The sequence below is a fragment of the Alkalihalobacillus sp. NPDC127517 genome, assembly GCF_050276055.1.
Classification (GTDB): domain Bacteria; phylum Bacillota; class Bacilli; order Bacillales; family Bacillaceae_D; genus Alkalicoccobacillus.
Genome location: NZ_JBNNQX010000005.1, coordinates 110,788 through 134,352, shown reverse-complemented (window position 1 = coordinate 134,352; position 23,565 = coordinate 110,788). Strand labels below are relative to the sequence as shown.

The 23,565-nt window shown below is 36.1% G+C and carries 21 protein-coding genes; 16 read left to right on the top strand and 5 right to left on the bottom strand.

Features of this window, described 5'->3' with window-relative positions; all coding sequences use genetic code 11:
* Positions 1 to 50: 50 nt before the first annotated feature.
* Genes ACQKKO_RS08080 through ACQKKO_RS08070 form a run of 3 tightly spaced genes read right to left on the bottom strand, consistent with a single transcriptional unit; the run spans position 51 to position 3,235 of the window.
* Positions 51 to 761, bottom strand: a complete 711-nt coding sequence (locus ACQKKO_RS08080; RefSeq protein WP_498646029.1) for an SDR family oxidoreductase — start codon at positions 759 to 761, stop codon at positions 51 to 53.
* A 6-nt stretch (positions 762 to 767) separates the two neighbouring features.
* Entirely contained in the window at positions 768 to 2,024 is a 1,257-nt protein-coding gene (locus ACQKKO_RS08075; RefSeq protein WP_498646026.1) for an aminotransferase class III-fold pyridoxal phosphate-dependent enzyme, read from the bottom strand.
* Positions 2,025 to 2,038: 14 nt separating this feature from the next.
* On the bottom strand, positions 2,039 to 3,235 hold the full coding sequence (locus ACQKKO_RS08070) for a hypothetical protein (RefSeq protein ID WP_498646024.1): 1,197 nt from the start codon (positions 3,233 to 3,235) through the stop codon (positions 2,039 to 2,041).
* 112 nt (positions 3,236 to 3,347) lie between these two features.
* Between ACQKKO_RS08070 and ACQKKO_RS08065 the strand changes: the two genes are divergently transcribed.
* The 12 genes from ACQKKO_RS08065 to ACQKKO_RS08010 all read left to right on the top strand — a co-directional run bounded on the left by ACQKKO_RS08065 (position 3,348) and on the right by ACQKKO_RS08010 (position 16,667).
* Positions 3,348 to 4,397, top strand: a complete 1,050-nt coding sequence (locus ACQKKO_RS08065; protein WP_498646022.1) for a hypothetical protein — start codon at positions 3,348 to 3,350, stop codon at positions 4,395 to 4,397.
* Between the two features lie 61 nt (positions 4,398 to 4,458).
* Positions 4,459 to 6,981, top strand: a complete 2,523-nt coding sequence (locus ACQKKO_RS08060) for a hypothetical protein (protein WP_498646021.1) — start codon at positions 4,459 to 4,461, stop codon at positions 6,979 to 6,981.
* Positions 6,981 to 8,597: a hypothetical protein gene (locus tag ACQKKO_RS08055; RefSeq protein ID WP_498646019.1), complete on the top strand. Its 1,617-nt coding sequence runs from the start codon at positions 6,981 to 6,983 to the stop codon at positions 8,595 to 8,597. Before ACQKKO_RS08060 ends, ACQKKO_RS08055 begins: the two co-directional genes overlap by 1 nt.
* 112 nt (positions 8,598 to 8,709) lie before the next feature.
* Positions 8,710 to 10,311 (top strand): YcaO-like family protein, encoded by a 1,602-nt coding sequence (locus tag ACQKKO_RS08050; protein WP_498646017.1) that lies wholly within the window; start codon positions 8,710 to 8,712, stop codon positions 10,309 to 10,311.
* Positions 10,289 to 11,629, top strand: coding sequence for a hypothetical protein (locus ACQKKO_RS08045; protein WP_498646016.1), 1,341 nt, complete (start codon positions 10,289 to 10,291; stop codon positions 11,627 to 11,629). Before ACQKKO_RS08050 ends, ACQKKO_RS08045 begins: the two co-directional genes overlap by 23 nt.
* 30 nt (positions 11,630 to 11,659) lie before the next feature.
* Positions 11,660 to 12,466, top strand: a complete 807-nt coding sequence (locus tag ACQKKO_RS08040) for a lantibiotic dehydratase C-terminal domain-containing protein (RefSeq protein WP_498646014.1) — start codon at positions 11,660 to 11,662, stop codon at positions 12,464 to 12,466.
* The gene (locus tag ACQKKO_RS08035) at positions 12,459 to 13,163 is read left to right on the top strand and encodes a SagB/ThcOx family dehydrogenase (RefSeq protein ID WP_498646013.1); all 705 of its coding nucleotides are present in this window, start codon (positions 12,459 to 12,461) and stop codon (positions 13,161 to 13,163) included. Before ACQKKO_RS08040 ends, ACQKKO_RS08035 begins: the two co-directional genes overlap by 8 nt.
* 5 nt (positions 13,164 to 13,168) lie before the next feature.
* Entirely contained in the window at positions 13,169 to 14,008 is an 840-nt protein-coding gene (locus ACQKKO_RS08030; RefSeq protein ID WP_498646010.1) for a hypothetical protein, read from the top strand.
* Positions 14,009 to 14,034: 26 nt separating this feature from the next.
* Positions 14,035 to 14,934 carry an ABC transporter ATP-binding protein gene (locus ACQKKO_RS08025; RefSeq protein WP_498646006.1) on the top strand — a complete coding sequence of 300 codons (900 nt, stop codon included), beginning with the start codon at positions 14,035 to 14,037 and terminating at the stop codon, positions 14,932 to 14,934.
* Positions 14,927 to 15,685, top strand: coding sequence for an ABC transporter permease (locus ACQKKO_RS08020; RefSeq protein WP_498646004.1), 759 nt, complete (start codon positions 14,927 to 14,929; stop codon positions 15,683 to 15,685). Before ACQKKO_RS08025 ends, ACQKKO_RS08020 begins: the two co-directional genes overlap by 8 nt.
* A gap of 22 nt (positions 15,686 to 15,707) precedes the next feature.
* Entirely contained in the window at positions 15,708 to 15,905 is a 198-nt protein-coding gene (locus ACQKKO_RS08015; protein ID WP_498646003.1) for a hypothetical protein, read from the top strand.
* An 18-nt stretch (positions 15,906 to 15,923) separates the two neighbouring features.
* Positions 15,924 to 16,667, top strand: a complete 744-nt coding sequence (locus ACQKKO_RS08010; RefSeq protein WP_498646001.1) for a class I SAM-dependent DNA methyltransferase — start codon at positions 15,924 to 15,926, stop codon at positions 16,665 to 16,667.
* A gap of 228 nt (positions 16,668 to 16,895) precedes the next feature.
* Here ACQKKO_RS08010 and ACQKKO_RS08005 read toward each other — a convergent pair whose 3' ends face one another.
* Together ACQKKO_RS08005 and ACQKKO_RS08000 are read right to left on the bottom strand one after the other, a co-directional pair.
* Entirely contained in the window at positions 16,896 to 17,366 is a 471-nt protein-coding gene (locus ACQKKO_RS08005) for a FixH family protein (protein ID WP_498646000.1), read from the bottom strand.
* Positions 17,367 to 17,458: 92 nt separating this feature from the next.
* On the bottom strand, positions 17,459 to 18,829 hold the full coding sequence (locus ACQKKO_RS08000; protein ID WP_498645999.1) for a PepSY-associated TM helix domain-containing protein: 1,371 nt from the start codon (positions 18,827 to 18,829) through the stop codon (positions 17,459 to 17,461).
* A 95-nt stretch (positions 18,830 to 18,924) separates the two neighbouring features.
* Here ACQKKO_RS08000 and ACQKKO_RS07995 point away from each other — a divergent pair, with 95 nt between their 5' ends.
* The 4 genes from ACQKKO_RS07995 to ACQKKO_RS07980 all read left to right on the top strand — a co-directional run bounded on the left by ACQKKO_RS07995 (position 18,925) and on the right by ACQKKO_RS07980 (position 23,210).
* Positions 18,925 to 19,938: a S66 family peptidase gene (locus ACQKKO_RS07995; RefSeq protein WP_498645997.1), complete on the top strand. Its 1,014-nt coding sequence runs from the start codon at positions 18,925 to 18,927 to the stop codon at positions 19,936 to 19,938.
* On the top strand, positions 19,939 to 20,577 hold the full coding sequence (locus ACQKKO_RS07990; protein ID WP_498645996.1) for a hypothetical protein: 639 nt from the start codon (positions 19,939 to 19,941) through the stop codon (positions 20,575 to 20,577).
* A gap of 138 nt (positions 20,578 to 20,715) precedes the next feature.
* Positions 20,716 to 21,084: an ArsR/SmtB family transcription factor gene (locus ACQKKO_RS07985; protein ID WP_498645994.1), complete on the top strand. Its 369-nt coding sequence runs from the start codon at positions 20,716 to 20,718 to the stop codon at positions 21,082 to 21,084.
* 2 nt (positions 21,085 to 21,086) lie between these two features.
* The gene (locus ACQKKO_RS07980) at positions 21,087 to 23,210 is read left to right on the top strand and encodes a heavy metal translocating P-type ATPase (protein ID WP_498645993.1); all 2,124 of its coding nucleotides are present in this window, start codon (positions 21,087 to 21,089) and stop codon (positions 23,208 to 23,210) included.
* Positions 23,211 to 23,565 lie beyond the last annotated feature (355 nt).

Sequence of the window (23,565 nt, the reverse complement as noted above, 5' to 3'; positions counted from 1 at the left end):
GATTATTTTCAATTGACATTTTTTCTCACCTCCCTTATAAAATAATCTGATTAAATCATCGTGTATCCATAATCCACCACTAAATTTTGACCACGAATAGCTATACTCTGGTCAGATAATAAAAAATTAATGGCGTTTATTACATCATTTGTCTTAACTAGTCTTTTATATGGATTTCGATTCAAGAGCTTTTTACCTGAGAAGGTATCAAAATAGTCTTTATTTTTTTCAGTTAACACGTATCCTGGAGAAACGCAGTTAACCTTAATGTCTTTGTCTGAATAGGTCGAGAAATCGACTGATAAATTTCTAACTAGTTGGATAATGGCTGCCTTTGATGGTCCGTAACATATCCGATTTTCGTGCCCAACGATTCCGTTTTGAGAGGCCACACAAACAATTGAAACTTGATCAGAGAATAAATCATAAAACCTTTTTAGACAATTCATAAATCCAGTTATATTTAGATCAAATGTCTTATTCCAGGATTCTGTGGTGGAATTAAAAAAGTTTTTCATAGGATTTATTCCTGCAAGGTACACGAGTCCATCAATTGAGATACCTTTGTTCTTTATTAATTTGTAGGTAGTATCTAAATCTGTTGAAGATGTGATATCACAAGAGAATTTCCAAAGATGTTGATTTAATTCTGGCTCATTGATCTCTTTGTCTATACAGAGAAGGCGGTATCCAATAGAACAGTCTTTTTGAAATGCTTGTCCCAACATGCCTTCTGATCCGATAACCATAATATTTAGCAAGACGATTCACCTTCTCAAATTTGGATAAGAATTAATTGTCTTAGCAATAAGTTGTAGAGCTTGTTTAAACTTTTTAAAGTCTAGAAAGTAGGGAGGAAAGATTGATATACCAGAGCGATGATGACCCCATTCAGTAAAAGCATATTGTGAAACTAGAACGCCTAGCTTTTCAAGGTGATTGTAAACGAGTTCTGTCGTGATGCTACTATCTATCGGAATTGAATACATAACTCCAGTTCCATTAAAAGGCACGTTATACTCTTCTAGTGTTGTTCTTATCACATTATCAATATACTGGATATTGTTAATAATGGACGATTCATGTTGAAGCAAATAATTAAGCGTTACATTAGCAGTTTGAATTGCGAGGATGTTTCCATTCTGAGTTGAAAAATGCTCAATTAGTGACTTTTTAAGTAGCTGATTTACTCTTTCCCCAATAATTACTGTTCCAAACGGTAAAATTCCATTATTTATCGTTTTTCCTAAGATCAGAATATCAGGTTTGATATTTAGATGATTATAGAAAAAGCGTGTACCTGTTTTGTAAAAACCCGTTGCAACCTCATCAAATATAGTAATAATTTGTTTTTGCTTACATAAATCAAGCAAGTGATTTAGGTAGTTTATATCAAGTGTTTGTGTTCCACCCGACCCTAAAACAGGCTCGAAGATAAATGCACCTATGTTTTCCCCGTTAGTCATGATATGGTGTGTGAGTTTTGATTTTGCTTCATCAGTAGTAGGTATCTCAAAAAAGGTAACATAATCTTGAACATTTAAATAACTTCTACTCAATTCTACGTCTACTCCACTTACAGACATGCCGCCAAAGTAGGTTCCATGATAACCATCTTGAAAAGCTAGTATTTCCTTTCGAGATGTTAGTTTGTGGGTAACCTTTAATGCGATTTCTGTACCCTCTGATCCACTGTTGGTAAAGAAAACTTTACTAAAATGCGCACTCTCCTCGTTTGCAAATTCTAGAAGGTTCAGGGCGTATTCTGAATAAATGTCCGTTGATAAACAGCGAAGGTCTAAATAAAACATCCCCTTTTTTACAGAGTGTTCGAATGATTGTTGAATTAAATTCAGATAGTCTTCTTGATAACCTAGACTTATATTCCACAAACCTGTTCTTAAATCTAGGTGGCGTTTTCCAAAGGAATCGTACAGATATTCGTTCTTCGCAGACACGATGTTAGTTAGGATAAGATCTTTTTGATGATCAAACTCAATGGGAACGATATAAGGATAAGTCATGACGTACCTCCATTTTAAATTGTTGAGATTGAATCATAAAACATATCTTTTAATTCATCATACTTACTTGGGAAAATCTCTTTTAATCTATTTGAATCAATATCATCTTTTAAATAAAATTCGAGAAAAAGAATGAACGATTTATTAATTTTATACTTCTTATTGAGAGCGATATTATAAATAGAACATTCGCCATCCTCTATCAATCCAATTAAATGAAAATTTTTAAAGTGTGAAAGAAAATACTTATTACTTAATGTGTTATGAGGAGTGACCGCATAGACTTTCCTAGAATTTTTTAGTTGAGATGAGATATTTAAAAGTGTTGGAAAAATATTCATTGATGGCGTAATCGGTTCTTCCTTGTAGAAACTAAAAAAGTTTACAAGATTTAAATAATCGCACTTTCTATTTTCGGATAACTCTTTCGCTCTCATTAAATCAGCAAATACACCCTCTGAGTAGAAGAACAAACGGTTTAAGCGATCTATTCCAAGAACTGTTGCATAATCAACAAAGCCATTAATAGATTGAGGATTATTTATTAAACCTGTGGATTCAAATTGAACGATGTTTGCTCTTACTTCTTCGTTTGACTGGTTTACGAGATTTAATTCGCGTAAAGCATTTTGATCAAGCTGATACGACTTACAAATGCAAAAGAAAATGTCTGGAATGTGTTGGAAGTCTTCATTGGAGAAAATAATTATGTTCATAGAACTGTTCAATAGAATTGAAGGATCTAAATCAAGTAAAAATTTACTTTTTTCAATAAAAATGTGTTTTAATAGATTACTTTTCAAAGAAAGGGGGTAATGTCCAGTTATCAGAAGGTGGATCTCCTTCCGTATATTTGATTCTATCATCTTTTTAGGGTTGTCAATCATTCGATTTCTCTCTAAAGAAAAGGAATTTAATATTGTCTCCGATCCAATCTCTGGATTTAAATCAACATCAAATAAGTGAAATCGTATGTCGAAATATTCGTTTAAAAAATGAACTAATCGTTTGATTCTCTGACCTGAACAAATAAAGACATAATCTGATACATCATGAAATTCGAGGTATTCAACAAAATTCTTTGGTGAGTTGTTGTCAAAGTCATAATGATCAAGAAAACAATTTTCATGATCTTTTAGAGAATAAGCATTAAAGTTTGTTGAATGAAATTCGTTATTTTCATCTTCAATCACAAAATTAACTGCAATCATATTAATCCTCCGCTCTCTTTATCAATTTATTTGAAATTTGACAAAATTTTATCACTTTCCTTATATTTTTTACAAGTGAAACGACTAAAGAAACTAAGAAAGGTGTTGGCCTATGGCGATTGCTATTTACGATTATAATGATAGTAAAATTCCTTTGATTCTGAAACTTAGTGAGGAAACATGTCTTTCTGAAATGCTAGGACACTATTTTTTTGATACGGATTGGCAACATGGACCAAATATCTTTATCGACTTTGAGCATAAGGATTTAGAAGAAAAGATATTTCATGAGGTAAAAGAGTGTGTAAACAACTATGTAATGGAACATAATTTAAGCGAAGAAACGGTTGAGAGAAAGAGGGAGTTGTATTTAAAAAAACAAGAAAAACTGATGCAACTTGAGTTTCGTAAACAGAGTCAATCTATTACTATGCACGATCACGGAGATGTGAAAATTAGAGATAGCAAGACGGGTTTGTATAATTCGTCATTTCATTACAACATGTTTAAACGATATCGATATGATCTGAACCCAATTTACCTCAATATCCTCAAAGAATTTAGAAATCTTAGCGAAGTTGAAAAGGCACATCTTTTCCTAGATAAATTCCGCTTTATTGCCACACTGTTTGAAGAAGGTCCTTCTAGAGGCTGTTTATCATTTCTATCCCATGCTCAAGGCTTCTTCTCAAATATTGAGGCGAGAGGGTATGAAAGTAAGATTAAAGAAACATTTGAGAATAGAAGGTACGCATTATATAAGAATTACAAACCTGAGATAAAAGGAAAAGTCGAAAATCCATTAAAAGAGTGGCAGAAAAAATGGCTAGTGATCAAGGATGAGATGAATAATATCTTTGATATTAGCAACTATGAAGACGCTGAAAGGTTGGGATTAAAGGACCAATTAGAATTATTGAAAAGGGAATTAAAACCCTTAGCAAATGAATTTCATGGTGATTTGTTAAAAATGGATGAAAAAGAACTTGAGGAATTTATATTGTCTAAAAGGATGCTTGTTTTTCGAGACATTGTAAATTTATTTTATTTGTCACTCCCCTTATTTGAGCAAAGCATGGCAAAAAAACAGTTTTATGCGTATTCAGTTGTTCGATATTACGAAGAAACGTTAGATGAAGAATTACTATATACCATAAAATAAATACTCGACCTGGGGTGAAGACATGTATGTGAATCCTTTTGTTTTAAAGCGAGAAAACAATGTGGAAAAAGAAGACTTTTTAAATGAATATGATCTTGGTGCCTTAAAAACAGTTTTGAAAAAGGAACAGGAAATAGAGAGCTTAAAGATTCTGTTGATAGATGCGTTAAATGAGCTACTAGAGGTAGATAGGTCTAATGATATTCTTGATTTGTTGCGTGATGTAAGGAAGGATAAGTTTAACAAAGTCAGAAAGAGCATACTTAAATCAGATTTGGAAAATAGAGCTGAAGTACAGCCAATTTTATCAGAGTATGTTCAACTCGTAAGCGAGCTTGAAGCCTCAAGTGAACAAGCAATAGCAAATTATGATGCTCATTTACTTATGTCGCGAAGAGGATTAAAAAAAATTCTACATGAAAATGAGAATGTGCTGAATGGATTACTTATGGTTAATCCATCAATTTACTCAAAGCTGCATTCATACATGACTACACCAATTGAAGAGCATCGAGCCAAACAAAGAAAAGTTGAAGACACATTGTACAATTTCGTAAGTAGAGCCAGTTTAAAAACTAGTCCATTTAGTACTGTAACAAATGTGGGTCGGGTGCAGTTGGCTAAAGAAGATAAAATCTCGGCTTCCCATATAAAAAAAGGCATTGCTCTTAATTACACGTTTGTATATAAGCTAGCTTTTCATTATTTTGTAGCGTCAGACCGATTTTTGATGCAATCCAAATACACACTTCCACCATTTTCAATCTCGGAAAACAGTGAGGGAAGTGAATATGTTGAGTTTCTCTCAAAAAAGGATGATCCTAATAGGAAGAAAATATTCTTACAAGATGAGAGTCTTGGTAAATTAAAGTTACCAAGTGATATTGCGGACTTGTTTAAAGAAAAGGATATGGATGACTATATTCAGTTCAAAGAACTTCATGCATGTCTAGGTAACAACATGAAAGAGTCAGATACCATCTTCATGGTGAGGAAATTTGTAGAAGTAGGATTGCTTATTCCTACGATTGGATTTGATGAGAGAGAGTGTGAACTGTTCATAGACGATCTACTAACCAAATCTCAAACCATGCTTGAGAGAGACAAATATGATGAGTTATCAGGCTTCATTAATAAAACGTATGAAATAGCTAAAAAAGTCTCTGGCGCCAAATGTATTGATGAGAAGAAAAGTAATTTTAATGAATTGAGAGCCCTCCTTACCGAGATTAAAGAAGCAACAGAACTTGAGTTCAAGCAAATTGAAGTCTTTTATGAAGATGGGTATTTTACAAATTTGGATCAAATGGATAAAGGAATTCTTGATCAATTCATGCCAGAACTCAAAGAAATTCAATTATTTACAATGATATTCGACCCAAGTATTCGACTACGATGTGAACTAGGAGCTCGCTTAAAAAGCAGAACACAAAAAAACAAGTTAGAACTAGAGAGTGAATTCTTTTCTGTGCTATTTGAAGTTTCTAAAGATATGGTTCATTACTGGGAAGATCCGCTTTTTCATGGGAAGAATGTTTTCTTAGCAGAAGAAGTCATTGCCCTGGATGACCTTAAATTACGTTTCATAGAGGATTTAAATAAAATTTGCTCTGATCATAACGAGGAATTCGTGGATATCATGTCGTTAATGGACTCTTACGTTAAGGAAATACCTTCGGATTTAAAGGAGGCTACTGAATTCAGCAGTAGTGTCTTCGCACAATTTAACAATGGTCATTTAATTTTAAATGCTTTCTACGAGGGAAACGAAAAATACCTGGCGAGGTTTATGAACTACAATGAAAAATTTCTAGACTTAGATCCTGAATATGAACAATTCCTAAGGAATCATTATGAGAGAGGTAATTACTATGAGTTAACCGACACTTATGGCTTTAACGGAAATATCAAAAAGCATCGTTTAGAGCAAGAATGTTATACCTTAGGAGTTGGTACTAGGAGATTCTCTATAAAATCAGAAGAAAAACTTACAAAGGTAGAGGATTTTATCATTCGGATTCCTTCTGTGGGAAATCGTTTAGAATTAATCGATGATGAAGGGAAAGAAGTCAACATATGCTTCAGAGGTTCATTAACACCGGCGTCAATGCCAGGCTATATCTCGGTATTACTGCAATTCTTTACGTGTGGAGCTATGTATTATGACTTTGCTGAACTAGTTAAATCTACTGTCATTCCTAGATTGCAGTATGGAAATACAATATTAAATCGAAAGAGAGTTCGGTTTAGTGTATTTAATGATCAGCTAGTCAAACAAAAAAAAGAAAAAGACTTTGATTACTATAAGAGATTAAATTCATTATTTCTAGAAATAGGTCTAAGCCCCACTTTTTTTGTTGTGATTGATAAGGAGATCAAACTACAAAACAAAAAATATCTTAACTACAAGCCGCTATTCTTTAACATTGCAGATCCTTTATCTTGTAAGTTCTTCGAAAGGAAGATAGTTAGTAAATTTAATGAGGACATGTTTAATCGGTTATTGTTTGAAGAGTTTCACAGTAATGCTGAATCTCTGGCTAAAGAAATAAATTTTGAAATATATCAGAGGGGAGCCAACTGATGGAGATGCTCGTATTAAATCGCCAGAATACGATGGTTTATTTTGATGGGAAAGAGGTTTTAATTAGAAATTACTTTAAAAAGATCTCTTTAACTATGACCAAGGATGAATATGATACTCTCTTAAAAATCATGGTTGTCACAAAAGAAGAATGTTCTATAGAAGCTCTTAGTCAAGAGATCTCAGTGGAACAAGAAAGAATCATTAAGTTACTTAAAATACTTCACCAGATCGGTTCTATCCTTTTGTATTCTAACTCAAATTCAAAAAGCCTAAAATATTATCAAAAAAAGAAATGGTTTGAATTCGTTACGCAATACTTGCCACCATCAGAGAACGTTCATAAAGCTTGTCAAAAACTCGATGCAGCGGAAATTTCTATCAGTGATAAAGTAAATGAAATCTTTCCAAAAATGAAAAAGGTGTTTCGAGAAAATGACCTACAAAATATGACACAAGAAGAAGTAGAGCAAGCAAATCATGTTTGGAAACTGGATATGTCATCATCTGAGAACAAGGAAAATCAAACAATAGTATTATCCTTGTCCCAAGATAAGCTTATAGGAAAAAAAACAGTATCTGGTGATCCTTTAGATGAGTTACCTACAAAAGCTGATGCTGTTCCAAGTGAAAGAAGCCTGTTATATAAGGTTGGGCCAATATATACAATGATCTATGTGGTTAAGACCATTTTAGGGATCTCTGAGCCGTTCTTTAGTATTAACGAAGAGGGGACTTTTGCAGAATATAATCTTAACAAAGATAAATGGTTCCAGTCTACACAAGACATCGTGTTTCATCACGATCAAGCGAACAAACGAGTTAATGATTTAGAGAAGGTTAGTAAATTTGAAGAATTTCTCCATCTGAATAAGATCCCTTTACGAATCTCAGGATTGGATTGCTCGTATGAAGAAATTTATCAAATGGGTCTAGCTACTTATGCACTAACTAATAAGGGAAATGGAAAAACGTTTGTTTATGCAGGATTAAACTATGTAGAAACAGCTAATCAATCAATTCAAAAGGGATTAGAGTATTTTTTGAGTGACGAAGAAAATGAAGGATGGATTGTAACGAATTCAAGTGAGTACTATCTTCGTAAGGCTTTATTTATGTTAGAAAAAATAGAGGAGTCGTATGAACTGTACCACCTATCAGGAACGGAATTTGAGAATAGTGATGGAGTAAAGTATATGAGAAGTTTGAAACATCATTTGAATATTTATTGCAAAAAATTCAATGAGTCAAACTCCTTCACGATCTATGTACACGATGTAGATTCTGACAGGTTATATACAGATGGTAAAAGAACAATTGATCTAGACAGTAAAATTTCTGAATTGATATGGAATGTTGTGTTACTAAAAGAAAATCAGGGTCAACAATTCGTTTCTGTCCTTAAAGATGATGAAAAGCTACTCTGTGATATTCGTAAAGGTCATGTTAAATCAACAGGAACCCTTTTTAAGGTTCAGCCCACAGACTTTATTGACGAATCCTTGAGGTTGTTAGAATCTAGAAATTTCAAGTATGAAGAAGAAAGTTGGAAATTTGAAGACAATGTACGAGATTCAGATTTACTCGTTAGAAAAATTGAGGTGAGCTCCTATTAATCAGATCTTAACTCAGAAAATGGATCGATATATTGTTGTCGTTTATGAATCAGAAATGTTTGGTTGCTTGCAATGTATTAAGAATAGAGTTATAGACCAAGGATTACTAAGTTTGGAGACAAACTCTTCTGATTTCCTTGGAATCAACAAAATTGATTATACGGTTATTGAACAGCTAGAAGCAGAAGTCCGTAAAAGCAAGGGGGCGGTATATTTCGTCTATGACTTACTAACCAAACATGTTGAGAAATTAACAATGTTTAAGTACCCCCAGTGTAAGATTTGTGGTCAAGATGATTCAATTCGTTTTATCCAATCCGTAGAGATGACACCTGTAGAATTACCATTATTGGATGGGTATCGTACAAAAACATTTAGTGAAACGGCTAAGCGTTTACAGTCCTCATTAAATACTTTTTTTCATCCGCACTTTGGTCTATTACCAGAGCATTTTCGCAGCGTTTCTGACAGTATGCCATTAATCAGTGCGGGGGGAGCTTTAGGACCAAGAAGTTACGATGCGCATGGAAGAAACAAAACATACAGAAAAGCATTTTTTACATCGATTCTTGAAGGTCTTGAACGCTTACATGGACTGACTCCGGCTTCAAAAACAGTTGTACTTGAGAGTGAACAAAGCTTAAATGAAAAAGCGTGGAATTTTGTTACTCTTAACCAGTTTATTCATTTTGAAGAGAGGCATTATGCTCATTCTAAGTTTAATTACAAAAAATACGATACAAACAATCGAATTTTTTGGAGAAACGTCTACTCTTTAACTAACCAAGAGTATGTTTTAGCGCCAGAACAAATAATTTATTTTGCTTCGAACGAATTTTATGAAGATAGTCAGCAACAAATCTATTTGTCTGATAGTTCGAATGGGACTGCGTTAGGTAGTAATACAATAGAAGCTTCTCTAGGAGGGTTATTTGAATTAATTGAAAGAGACGCTTTTCTAGTGCATTGGTACTCTAAATCATCTCCATTAAGACTTGATCATGTAGATCAATTAGATAGCAGAGAAATTAACATGATGATTGCCTATCTACATGCATTTGGATATGAAGTCCACATTTTTGATATTACTTTAGAGAGTGAAGTCCCTACCTATTGGGTCCTCTTAGAATTGAGGGAGGATGATGATTCTAAGATCGCATTTTACACTACAGCTGGAACTAATATAGATCCAGTGAAAGCTTTAGAATCGGCTTTAATTGAAGCATCCACATCCATACGTGCCTTTATTGGGTACAAAGAGAAGAAGTATCAGGATAAGGAAGTAAATGATTATATTAATGATTATTCCAAGGTAGAACAGCTTGAAGACCATCTGTTTCTTTACTCGTCAAAGAAAATGGCTTTTGCTTTTCAATTTGCTGTTAATACAAATAGAAGAATTGATGCGGTTCAATCAATGATACATCACAAAAAAAAGATGCAATTTTTCTCCTCTCAAGATCAATTATTTAACGCACTAATTAAAAAGCTATCCAATTACCATGATCAAATCTTACAAGCGAACTTAACAAGTGAGTCGTTAAGACGGTTTGAATTAAATTGCGTAAAGATCGTAGTTCCATCAATGCAGAACGTGAGCTTTGGATACTTGTATCAAAATATTAATCGTAGCAGAATAAAACAGGCTGTCCAATTAAATGATTTGGATGGTCAGACTGAGGTGATGAATAATGAACCGCATCCATTCCCTTAATGATGAAGCGACAAGAGATAAAGAAGTAAAGTATTACAGAGAGTATTCAGGGGATAGGTATACAAGTACGGTCAATCATTACCTGACCATCCTTTTACCTTTCTCAAAACAATATATTAAAAAAAGCAAATGTGACATCGAGTTGAATGAAAAGTTCCCAGATTTTATCTCTGCAATCATAAATAATTGTTTGCGTATTAGGCGATTTGATGTGCTCAGTTACTATAACGATCATAATAACTCTCCGTCAGCAAGAAGCCTTCATTCGGGTACATTAATCTTTATTATGAATAGCCAAGCGTATTATTACAGTTTGTATGATGATGAATTGTTACTTATTTCCAAACGAGAATTGGATGCAGATCGATATTCTAGAGATAAGGTATACATTGTTGGTATTAGTGATGTATTAAATTTAGCAAGAATATACAGTGAATTTTCGCTATATATCTCAATGCTCGATGCAGGGCATTTACTTTACAATGTTAAGAATGTCGTCGGTAGTAGAAAAATGAATTTCTATCAAGCAAAGAGTATCGATGGGAATTATTTGAAGGAGAATTTGAACTTCGATTCCAGGTACACATATCCCTCATTTCAATTGGAGATCGATTTAGAGATAAGTAGTATCCCTGATGTTCAACGTGGAATTGATCTACGTAGAGTTGTAGCTCACGATGAACTTAGATGTACAAGACATCTAAGGGGGATACTAGACAAGTATAATGAATGTTCTTCAATAGATCGCGCTCATTATTCGGTAGAGAATGTTTCGTTTTTTAAACCGATTCATACACTTATTCGTAACTCTGCACATACGACCATTGGAAATAATAATTTTGGAGAATCCTTTTCACGGTTTCATATTGAGTACATTCTTCAATTTTTAGATCAGTCGAAGAAAATTATTAGTGGCAATGGCCTTGAGTACTGTTTTCTATTGAAGGAAGAAGATACAGTTACCGTTTATTGGGCTGATGGAACAGGAGAAGCAAAGGATATTCAATTCGATCAAGTCATGAAACATGACCACAGATTCTTTCAAATGGATTCGTATTCCATCGTATTTGTTTGTTTTTCTAAAGAAAAATCTATGTTGAACAATGGATTAAGATCACATTTATTATCTTGCGGAGAAATGATGCAACAAGTCTCATTGTATGCATCTACTGTAGGTTACGCGTTTAGACCCATGAAGAACCATAATGATGAGTACCTACTTGAAAGGTTACAGTTAGGTTCTGATTATGAAATCAATTATATGGGGGTTGTGTGTAACTCGCCTGTTCAGCAATTAAGCTATACTTTTGATTCTTAAAGCCTAAGTAAGTGTGAGGGAGGGAATATGATGTGGTTTTCGTTGCACGGTTATATTCATGATTATGCCGCTCTTGATCAGTACATGAAAAAAGAGTTTCAAACAGTTATCCAACCAGATATGGAGAAATATTTCTTCATCAGATATTGGCTAGGTGGGCCACATGTGAGGTTAAGATTTAAATGTAAGGAAGAAGATTACACTAAAATTAAGCAGCGCTTTCAGCAATCAATAACCTTATTCTTAAAAGAGAATGTGGTGAACCTAATTGATTATAATCATTTTTATGATAAAACAATGATGGAAAAAGAAGGGATATCGGAAGTGTACTGGGGTACTCATGGGTTTGTTTCTGAGATGGATTATAAACCAGAATATGAACGATATGGTGGAAAACACTTAATCGAAAAATCAGAGTCTGTATTTTGCGAAAGTAGCGTCTTGGCTAATCGTTTAAATCATTTAGAGAGATCTAAGCGAATGATTGTTTCATTAGATCTAATGTACTACTCGTTTCAACTTGGAGGTTTTGATCCTTCAGCTTATTCTAACTATGCAAGTTTATGGGTCGAATACAAAAGGGACGGTATTTATTTTTCTGGAGAAAGCTATTTTAAAAAAAGATTGGAGCAGCTGGTTAATTCACGTATGAACATTGCTAACGTGTATCAACCCTACTTCTCTAGCCTTCAGCAGAATGAGATCATCAATGAATATGAATTGCTTATTTCTCATGTTCATATGACAAATAATCGCATAGGTGTGACTCCTGACATTGAGTACGCTATTGCTCAACTTATTTTTAAATTTTTGGAAGGAAATCAGAAAAATGTTTGAAAACAATAATTTGTGGAATTTAACAGGTGAGAGAAGCAAATTAAGAAAGATCTACCATCTCAATTCACAAGTGAATGAACATTTTCATTCAACACTCATTAAGCCAATTAAAGGTCAAAAAAAATGGCTTCCTAAGGAGTCTAAACATCTTCATATTTCTAACCCAAAGACTGAATTTGAGCAATTACTCGTCTCACGCAGAAGTAAAAGAAAAGTAAGTGGAAAACCTATTACGATAGAGTTTCTTTCAAAACTGCTTTTATATTGTGCAGGTGTAACAAACAAGGAAAAAGGTTTATTTAGCTATCCTTCACCAGGGGCGACCTACCCAACCTCCATTTTTATTAAAATCAAAGGTCACAAATTTATTTATCGGTACAATCCATATGAGCATAACCTAGAAGAGTATACAGATGATCTAAACAATGGCTCTGATGAAATAATGAGCGATAAAAGTTTGGTTGGTTTTCCAGTTAAGTTATTTTTAGCTAGTGATTATCAACTGATTGATGAAAGGTACGGTGAAGCTTCTTATCGTCTAACATGCTTGGAGATGGGGCATATTGGACAAAATATTATGCTTTATAGTCATGAAAACGGATACCATTCTGTTTGTCTCGGAGGTTATAACGAGCTAGCCTTTAAGAGTAGGATTGGTGATGAATATGATTTGCTTTACGTAATCGTTGTGGGGTGAATAAAATGCTTATGGTACTGAAGTCCAAATATAAAGCTGAATTAATTGAAGATGAATTGTTCATAACTAATCTTTTTAACAAGAAACAGCTGTCCATAAATATTCCAGCTGACTGCGATCCAGATGTCGTTCTAAAGAAATTATATTTAGGATTTAGAGTAAAGACAGGACAAGGTGCTGACTATGATGGAGAAGAGAGATATGTTATATCAATCAGTAAGAGCATTCAATCTCACTTTTTGATAGATGATGAAATAGCCTGTAGACGTGAAGCAAATGTAAGAGGTATTTTGATAAGGGCACTGAATTCTGGCATTTCAATAAACGTTCTAGAAAAGTATAGAGAAGCAATATCGCAAAACGAGGTATATCTATTAGAAGATAACGATGGATTAAGTGAAGAGCTACAATGTGAGGGAATTCAGAGCAGGGAAGTTACCGTTGAAGACTTAACACTTTTAAGTGAACAAGATCTAATAATCATTAATGAGTCGTCCTTGTCAAATATTCCAAAGATAAATCTAAGAGCTAAATGTTTGGTTTATTCTTATGATCACTTAAGAATTGGACCTCTTCTCATACCTGGTGTAACCGTTTGTTTACATTGTTATCAAAAAACAGATGGATTGACCAAAAATAAGTGTACGTCCCCCCTTTTTTATCGCAATTTTATTACTAGTTTTTTAATCAATACCATTTATTTTTCCTTCAATCAATTGCACACCTTTTTAACAGAAGATGTTGGCCTGCCAATTAGAAAATACTATGATTTGAACGTTCCTGATCTATCAATCTATGCTAAAACTGTTTACAAGACACAATACTGTGACAACTGTTTTAAATAATATAGAGAATGATGAAGGAGGTTGCCATGTTATCTCTTGAAGGAGTTTCAAAGAAATATGGAGATCGCGAGGTATTAAAGAACATTACATTTGATGTAGAAGAAGGGATTATTTTCGCAGTACTTGGTCATAATGGGGCAGGTAAAACAACTTTAATTAAATGTATCATGGAGCTAACTGATTGCACAGGTAATATATCTTATGCCTTCTCTAAGAAAGATCTATATGGGAATGTCAGCTTGCAAATGCAATCTTCTGTTTTTGAAGATGATGCAAGAGTATATGAGATCTGTCAATTCTATAAGAAGATGTATGGAAGTGATGTTAATTTAGAAGAATTGCTAGAGGAGTTTGGTTTATTAGATTTTAAAAAAAGTCTTATTAATAATCTTTCTGGTGGAGAAAAGCAAAAACTTTCTATACTGCTTACGTTAATTAATCAACCAAAGATTATTATCTTTGATGAGATTACAACGGGTTTAGATATTTTAGCGAGAAGGAAAATTTGGAATATCATCAAAAGGATCAACAAAGAGTACGGTACAACTATCATTTTGACAAGTCATTTTTTGGATGAAATTGAATATTTGGCTCAAGAGGTTTTAATCATCGAAAAAGGTGAGAAAATTTTAAACGGAAGTGTAAAAGAGATTATAGACAAATCTTTTAGTAATAAGAAACAAATTTCCTTTTCTTTGCCAGAAACTGCAGATAAATCAGCTGTTATTAATGAATTGCAAGCTACAAAAAATGAACACGGGAAGTATGAGATTGAATTTGATCCAAAATATGAAAGTGAAATGTTTGAAAAAGTTGTAAAGTGCCATGGTTCTGATATTAACGTAAAAAATTATTCATTTGAGGATGCTTTTCTAAAAACGCTCGGATACAGCATCAATGAGAACGGAGAGATAAACCGTGAATAAGTTTTTTATTTATACGACATTCCAAACAAAATTGTTGTTGAGAAATTATAAGAGCACAATCATTGGTTTCTTAATGCCTGTACTCATGTTCATTATTTTTAGTAATGTGTTCTCGGATTTTGATATAGCTGGTTCAGATAATACGTTAGTTGATTATTTAATTCCAGCTTTTATCCCAATCATCATTATAAATGCAGTCGTTGTTATTTATGGCCAGTATTACTCTCTTTATGAAGAACAAGGAAATTTGGTGAAATATCGATTGTTAGGTCTCAATCGATTCTCGATTTCATTCGGTTTGTTTTTATCAACACTTATCTTTCAGCTTTTCGCTATATTGATCCTGATTGGTGTAGCAGTACTAACAACGGATGTGCCAATCGCTTATGATAATCTGCATAATGTAATTATCGTGCTAGCGGTGATCAATCTTTATCAATATTCGATTGCTGTATTAATCTTTTCATTCATCAAGAAAAGCACAACCTATCAGTCTATCGCTTTGATCGCCTTTAATTATCAAATGTTCTTAGGAGGTTTAACGTTTCCTCCCGAAATCTTTCCAGATGTGCTCAAGACGATGGTTGAGTATTTAAATCCGGTCTATTACGCATTACTTGCCATGCGTGGAGTTTGGACAGAGAATGAGAATGTTTTTGATTATTATCAGGAACTAGGAATTGTCATGATTGTAACAGTTGTTTTTCTTGCAGTTGGAACCTTTGTTTCAAACCGTAAAAAAGTAGCATAACCTAACAAAAGGAGTGTTTCTTATGGGGAAAGTCATTCGTAACGCACTGATCGCTACTATATTTGTTGCTGCAGTAACTGGTCTATTTAGCTTCATTTTTAGAGGTTACCTTGAATGGATGGATGTAGTGAATTCGGCAATAGGAACGTTTGTTATTTGGGCAGTTCTATTTCCACTTGTAAATAAGTATTGGGGTAGAGAAGAATCGACTAGATCATAATGTAGGGAGGAGGATATTATGTACGGGATGGCTTTTGCAGCATATTATAACCAGAATCTTAACTATTTTTCTGAAACTGCAGCTAAATTATTATACGATGCTCTTAAAGGAAGAGAAAGTAAAGAGATTCTAGATGTTTGTTGTGGGACTGGAAAACTCGGTCATTATTTCCTTTCAAGAGGGTTTAAGGTACATGGGATAGATTTATCGAATGATATGCTGCATTATGCAAGAAAAATTAACCAAGCTTATATCGATTCAGGAGATGCGATATTTGAGCAAATGGACGTTACCTCTATGAACTTAGATCAAACGTATCCAATTGTCATCTCTACATTCGATGCACTAAACCATTTGAATAATCGAGAACAATTAAACAAGTGTTTTAAGAATGTGTATAGGTTTACTCAAGAAGGTGGAATTTTTATCTTTGATTTAAATACGTATCATGGATTATCCAAAGCAAGTGGTTCTACAATTCAAGAATATAAAGGACAAATGCATATTACAAAAAATCATTTCGATTTTGTAGAACGCAAAGGATCGACGCGTTATTATGGCTATCTGCCCACAAAAAAAGAAGATCTTTACGTTAGATATGACGAAACCATTACAAATACCGTATTTGCCATGAATGATGTCGCAGATCTTTTATTCAAATGTGGTTGGAGTAATGTGTCGTTCCATTCGATGGAAGATTTAGAGAAAGAGATCACGGAACCAGAGAAAGAAGATAGAGTGTATGTTATGGCAAAAAAATAGAGCGCATGCTCTTGAATGGATGACAGGGTAAGGCACAGACAGGATAGTAGTCTGTGCCTTGATTTTTTTGCTATAAGTGAGATTTTTTAAAAATGAGAAAGTATAGAGGTCTAAATAAGTGGTTTAATCATTTAGGAATTGAATACCGCACCACAAAGCTTTCTTGGTAACCCATTTACCAAGAACCGGGCCTTCCACTCAGGCATACGAGGAAGGCCCAGCCCAAAATCAATGATGCTTACTCTCACCCTGCTGTTCAGATGCGGCACCGCCGGATTCATTAAAGGCATTGATCTCGTCTTCTGAAACATCACCGATAAAAATAGGCTTTGTCGGCATAGAATGCATATCACGAGCTGTTACGTGTGCTTGGACGAGGTATATACCGTCTTCCTCAAATGTATAATCAATTTGATACAACCCCTCAGATTGATGCTTGGCTTCTTCTAAAAACCCGTTCTCGCGGTCTTGGTCCTTCCAAATTTCAATCACTACATCTCGAGCATCATCAACAGGTTCATCACCTTGAGTCACATTTACTGGGATTTTTATCTTCTCATTTGGTGGCTTGGATTCTTCTAAGTCAATTTGAACTTCAATGATATCAGGAATAATGGATTCTAAATCTGGATCATTTGTATTGCAAGCGCTTAAAAGAAAGGTCGATAGGAATAAAATACCTAATATTTTTCGTTTCATATGAATTCATCCTTATGTCATAGAATTAATGATTAAGTGTTGGCTAGTTTGTTCATTTTTCTATTTCCAGTGATAATTTATGCGAACTCTTATTAATTTTCAATTCTATTATTCGGTTTCTTTACAGTAAATAAAGCTCGATTAGAGAAAATTAGTCGATCTAGTGCGTAGACAGTAATAATGGAGATACCGACTAAGGGCAAAAGGATTCCAAACCCAAGCATAATAAAGAAGACAGCTTTTGTCACCTTTTTATCTTTAGATCCAGGAGGTGCGCCTAGTTTCCCGTTTGGTTTTCGTTTCTTCCATAAAACAAAGGAGCTAGCAACAATACCCATTAACCCTAAACAAGTCATTAAACCAAGCAACTGATTTGGCCATCCGAATAATCGTCCCTCATGCAGTGCTATACCGGCAGAGACTAGCTTAGGGAAGAAATCAAAATCTTGAAAGCTTCTACCTATAAGAACAGTTCCACTGTATTGATCAATATGTTTCGTAGAAAGATCAAGACGGTTTGTTTCATGTGAGATGGTATAAACGCCCATTGGACCATCGGGTAAAGATAATGTATATGGATATGCCATGTTTTCCAAGTTAGCAATATGTGTAACGTCATCTACTGATAGAGGAAGATATTCACTTTTAGCCATTGATTGAGGCATCACTAGATTCTCATTTGCCCACGGTATTCCATCGGCGCCATCCTTTGAAAGAGTAACTGACTCAGGGCGTTCCTGCCAATCATAAGAATAAGCAGGTGCACCTGAAATCTTCTGAATTTGAGATCCTACGATGCCTGACCAAGGCAACCCTGTAGCAATTAATATTAGGATAAAGATGGATAACCAAAAAGCAGGCACAGCATGGAGGTCACGCCAGAAGAGGTGTCCTTTTTTATGTAACCTCGGAAGAAAAGTCCCCCAAATGGATGCACGGTTTCGAGGCCACCAGATGTATAGACCTGTAATCAGCAGGATAATAGCCCAACAAGCTACAAGTTCAACGATTCGATTTCCCACTGTACCTGCAATCCAAAGCTCGCTATGTATCTTCTTAAAAATATTCATGAGCCGATCGTCTGCTTTTAATGTCCCCTGAATGGAAGAAGTATAAGGGTTAACAAATACTGATGTAGATTCTCCATTCTCAGTCATAAAAAATTCGGTGGTAGAGTTCGGATCATCTTTTACAACAAAGGACGTGATTGACGCATTAGGATATGTATCTCTCACTACATCTCTTTGAGTAGAAAAGGTACTACTGGTTTCCGCTATGTGATCAACAACAAAAAAATCTTGGTATAAAAAGGACTCAATTTGTGGTTTGAACAAGTAAATACTTCCACTAAATGCTAAAATAAATAAAAATGGTGCGGTAATAATTCCAGCGTAAAAATGCCATTTCCAAACAACCTGATAAATTGAAGCACTCGTTTGTTTTCTCTTCTTGTTAGAAGCCATCGCGTTCCTCCTGAGTCTAAGTCTAATCTAGTATAAAAAGCAGTTGTTAAATTCAAGTGAAGTTTTAAAAGAAAAAAAATGAGAGGATAGATCACATGATTACATACCCACATATGAAAAAGGCGATAACAATTGGGGTGACAGCTCCTTCCTCAGGTGTTGATCCTGAGCTGCATCATATTGTAAAAGAAGCAGTAAGACGCCTTGAGGAGAAAGGGTATTCTTTTCAAGTTGGTGAAACAACATGGACGCAGCACAAGGCAAAGGCTGCTCCTGCGCAAGCACGTGCTGAGGAATTAAATCAGATGATGACAAATGATGAGGTAGAAGTCATCATTCCTCCTTGGGGTGGAGAGCTTCTTATTGAAATTCTTGAGCATCTTGACTTTGAATCGATGAAAACGAAATGGATTCTAGGCTACTCAGATGTTAGTTTGCTGTTACTTACAGTTACACTTCAAACGGGTATTGCAACAGCACATGGAACAAATCTTGTTGATCTTAGAGGAGAAGCGTGTGACCCGACAACGGCGATGTGGGAGAAGGTCCTTTCTACTGAATCGGGTGGAGAAGTTGTTCAATATTCATCTGATAACTATCAGAAGGAATGGGATTTTGAAAACCCAAGCCCACATGTATTCCATTTAACTGAAAAAACGGAGTGGAAAACGACAACAGGTGAGCGAGTTGAGATCGAAGGCCGGTTGCTTGGAGGATGCGTTGATGTGATCCATCACCTTACTGGTACGCCATACGGGGATGTTGCGACATTTAGAAGACGATTCATTGAGGAAGAACCTATTTTATGGTTTTTTGAAAATTGTGAGATGACAACAACTGATTTAAAGAGGTCACTCATTCAAATGAAGTTGGCTGGTTGGTTTGAAGAGTGTTCAGGTATCTTATTCGGAAGAAGCGCGGCCAATACACCGGTAGAAGGGTATACAGCGGAGGATGTGTATCAGGATCTTGCCGAAGAACTTGGTGTACCTGTCATTTATGACATCGACTGTGGACACGTGCCTCCACAACTTACGCTCATAAATGGTGCGTATGCGAAGGTGGAGACGGAGAACGGACAGGGAAAAGTGACGCAGTGGTTTAAATAAATGAACTTTCTATTACAATACTACTGGGAACTGTTTATTGCTGCTGAAGTGTTATCCGTTGTTGCCTTGCTTTTGTTTGGGGTCACTCGGTATTGGTTTATACAGGGTAGAACCAGTTATATATTTATTGGGTCATTTCTCTTGCTTCTACTTTTTGAAGCTTTGCTTGGAATCTACGTCTACCAACAGACGGGGGAGATCTCAACTTTTCTCATCATCATCACGTTGTTTGTTCTATATGCCTGTACCTTTGGCATTTTTGACTTTATTCGTTTGGATCGGTGGATGAGAATCAAGATTGGCAAGCTTCGTGGAGTCGAGTTATTGACAGACAAGGATTACAAAAGAATTGAACGGTCAAAAGACCCGAAATATAAAGCGAAGAAATATCGAATATCCTCTACTATCCACCTCATTGCCTTTTTTGCAGGGCAGTTCTTGCTATGGTCGTGGGGGACTAGTGGGCTAGACGAAATGATCGGTTATGCCACAGATTTATCATGGCTTGAAGATCAAAACTACGAGAATTCTCCGTACCAAAACGAAGCGATGTTTGCAGTCGGGACGATCTGGGGCATCGTATTTGTCGCTGACTTTTTGTATTCATGGTCGTATACTCTCTTTCCAAGTAGCAAATAATTCGTAAGGAGCTTTCACAAAAAAAGTGAATGCTCTTTTTTTTGAAACATTCAAACGTTCGTTTGTTTAATTGATTGACATTTACTTAAGATGAGAATAATATAATAATCAAATAAATATTTGAATGAGGTGTAAGTAATGACATCTGTTAAAGACAATCAAGATACATGCGATGTGGTTTGCTTTGAAGAGGAAAAGGTTCAACGAGTAACAGGTTTAGTTCAAAACGTAGATTTTGTGCCCGTGGCTGATGTATTTAAAGCATTATCGGATGTTACCCGTCTTAAAATAGCCTTTGCGCTGCTTCAGGAAGAAGAGCTTTGTGTATGCGATGTGGCCAATATAATCGGGATGACCACGGCATCTACTTCACACCATTTAAGACATTTAAGAAATTTACGCATTGCCAAAAGTCGTAAGGAAGGAAAAATGGTCTATTACTCGTTAGATGATGAGCATGTTCGTCAGTTAGTGATGATGGCTGTTCAACATAGTCAGGAGGTGTAATGATGAGTGAGCATACAGAATCAAATGTGTACCGGGTAGAGGGGTTCTCGTGTGCAGGATGTGCCGGAACCTTTGAGAAAAATGTGAAGAAGCTTGATGGGGTAGCGGATGCGAAGGTTAACTTCGGCGCCTCCAAGATTACCGTTTATGGTTCAACTAATGTGGCAGAGCTTGAGCGGGCTGGGGCTTTTGAAAAGCTGAAGGTTCGACCTGAGCATGAACGGACAGCACCTAGTTCGAGTGAGGAACAAGAGCCTACTTCCTTTATCCAGAAGCACATGACTGTGATTGGTTCACTTTTGTTTCTGATGTTTGGCTTTTTATCTTACGGAGTAAATGGAGAAGACAATCTGGTAACAGTCCTTGCATTTGCCACTTCGATGGTGATCGGAGGATATACGCTGTTTAAGCAAGGTTTACTCAACTTAACGCGCCTTCAGTTTGATATGCGAACATTGATGACCATTGCCGTTATAGGTGCCGCGATCATTGGCGAATGGACAGAAGGAGCTATTGTTGTCATTTTATTTGCGATTAGCGAAGCACTTGAGCGCTTTTCAATGGACCGGGCCAGACAATCTATTCGCTCATTAATGGATATTGCACCAAAAGAAGCGCTGATCAAACGAAATGGTCAAGAGATGAAGGTTAACGTAGAGGACATACAAATCGGCGATGTCATGATTGTAAAGCCTGGGCAAAAGCTTGCGATGGATGGAGTGGTCGTATCAGGTCATTCATCTGTTAACCAATCAGCCATTACGGGAGAATCGATTCCTGTTGAAAAGCACGTAGAGGATGAAGTGTTCGCAGGCACCTTAAACGAAGAAGGATTGCTTGAGGTTCGTGTAACGAAACAGGTAAAAGACACAACCCTTTCTAAAGTCATTCAGCTCGTGGAAGATGCGCAGGCAGAGCGGGCACCATCTCAAGCATTTGTCGATACATTTGCGAAATACTACACACCGGCCATTATTCTTGTGGCATTCCTAGTGGCTATTCTGCCACCACTTTTTATGGGTGGAGAATGGCAGACGTGGATCTATCAAGGTCTTGCCGTCCTAGTCGTTGGGTGTCCATGTGCTCTTGTGATCTCGACACCCGTTGCGATCGTAACTGCGATTGGGAACGCAGCAAAGCACGGCGTCCTAATCAAAGGTGGCGTGTATTTAGAAGAAATAGGTGCGCTTAAAGCCATTGCCTTTGATAAAACAGGCACATTAACAAAAGGTGTACCTGTTGTCACAGATTATATTGAAGTAAGTGATGTGAACCTGAGTGAGCTTCTTGCTATCGTGGCGGCGCTTGAATCAAATTCACAGCATCCGCTCGCATCTGCCATTGTTCGAAAAGCAGAGGAAGAACAGGTTCTTGACCGGAATCTAAATGTAACTGACTTTACGTCGATTACGGGTAAAGGCTTAAAAGGATTGGTCAATGGAGTTACGTATTATGTAGGAAGTCCCGCTTTATTTGCTGACCGAATTGATGATCATTTGGAGCGAATTCAACCATTACAAGAGCAAGGTAAAACAGTTATGGTCGTCGGGACAGAAGAGACGATCCTTGCACTTATTGCCGTAGCAGACGAAGTTCGAGAGTCAAGTCGCAGTGTGATCTCTGCACTTCATGAAAACGGAATCCACAGAACCATCATGCTGACAGGAGATAATAAAGGAACCGCTCATGCCATTGCAAACGATATTGGAATCACCCACGTACGCGCTGAATTGATGCCTGAAGATAAGCTCACCCAAGTGAAGCAGCTTCAAGCAGAATTTGGAAAAGTAGCAATGATCGGTGATGGAGTAAACGATGCTCCGGCACTCGCCGCATCAACAGTTGGGATTGCGATGGGCGGTGCTGGAACAGACACAGCGCTTGAAACAGCAGACATTGCACTGATGGGCGACGACTTAAAAAAATTACCTTATACCGTTAAGCTCAGCCGCCGCGCACTCACTATCATCAAGCAGAACATTACCTTCTCACTTGGAATTAAGTTACTCGCGCTCATGCTCGTTGTGCCCGGCTGGCTCACACTTTGGATTGCGATCCTTGCTGATGTTGGAGCGACACTTTTGGTGACAGCGAATGGATTAAGGCTGTTGAGAGTGAAGGAATGAAGTGGGAGATTGCTGGAATCAACGAAGAGGTATTGCGGAATTTATAAAGAGAGAGCGGAATCAATATAGAGAAGCTGAAATCAATGAAGAGACCGCTGAATCAACGAATAGAAGCTGGAATTAACAAAGAGACAGCAGAATCAACAAAGAAACGTCGAACTCAAAAGGGTCCGACGTTTTTTCGGTTGCGGAGACATTTTACCAAGAACAACAGGCTCTAAACCAAGCTAAACAAACGTTTAATTAAGATCGCAGATTCGTTAGCAAGAGCTTTTTCCATTTTATCAAGAGGAGAGAGGGGGTCCACCAAGAACAGGGATCTGATACCAAGGAAAGAAGACTTCTTACCAAGATC